Origin of the sequence: Rhizobium mayense, from assembly GCF_030272705.1 — a bacterium.
GTDB classification, from domain to species: Bacteria; Pseudomonadota; Alphaproteobacteria; order Rhizobiales; family Rhizobiaceae; genus Rhizobium; species Rhizobium mayense.
Window position 1 is genome coordinate 1 of record NZ_JARFYM010000100.1, and the last position, 1056, is coordinate 1056.

1 pseudogene is annotated in these 1056 nt (G+C 63.2%); it reads right to left on the reverse strand.

Annotation, left to right across the window (positions count from 1 at the left end):
- Positions 1-927, reverse strand: a pseudogene (locus PY649_RS34755) (IS110 family RNA-guided transposase); the annotation flags it as partial.
- Positions 928-1056 lie beyond the last annotated feature (129 nt).

Sequence of the window (1056 nt, forward strand, 5' to 3'; positions counted from 1 at the left end):
GTTTTTGATCCCGGATGATGGCATTGAGGATGGTTAGCAGCTTTCGCATGGTGGCGACGATAGCAACGATCTTTGGCTTGCCGGCAGCGACCAGTTTGTCACGGAAGGCCTTGAGGGCAGGGTTATGACGACTGGCGACGAGGGCTGCCATGAAGAGGACGGCTCGCACCTTGCCTCTGCCGCCGCCGATGAAGCTCTTGCCTTTCCATCGGCCCGATTGTCGTGTCCACGGCGCAAGCCCGGCCAGCGAGGCGATCTGGCGGCGGTCGAGCCTGCCCAGTTCCGGCATCTCGGCCAATAACGTACGTGCCGTGGTCGATCCCACCCCCGGCACCGAAGTCAGCAACGCCTCGCGGACCCGCCAGACCGGCGACTTGCGGATATGGTCGTCCTATCGGCATCGAGACTATCCAGTTCCCGCCGCAAGGCTGCCAGCAACCGCTTGATGCTCCTGTGCGCCTGTTTGGCCAAGGCCATGCGTTCGCGGTTCTCTTCGGCGACGATCATCTGCACGATCTGCCGCCTTCGGGCCACCAGCTCGGACAAAGCCTGTGTCTCACCATCGCGCAGCGGCCGGATCTGCGGTTTCGTCGCTGCCACGAAGGCGGCGATGACGGCAGCGTCGATCGGATCGGTCTTGGCCCTCCTTCCCAGAGCCTGGGCATAGGAGCGCACCTGTGCCGGATTGACGATCATCACCGTAAAACCCGCCGAAGACAGCGTCGCCGCCGATAGCAGCTCGAAGCCGCCGGTCGCCTCCAGCGCCACCACATGTGGGTCTAGCAGACGCAGCCGGCCGACGAGCCTGTCGATCCCTGCATGATCGTTGCCGACAGCAAAGGCCTCGCCTGACGGCAGGACCGCCACATCCAGCCGATCCTTCGAAACGTCGATACCGACAATGACCTGCGCTTCATCATGATCCATCTTTTCCCATCCTTGCCTAAGCGGGCTTCGTCTGCGGCCCTGGCGACTGTTCGGGTTCGATGGAACGGTAGATGGAGACCCGGGCTCTCCCACGGGCTTGGTGTCCCTTGGGTCCGGCGGTCTTCCATC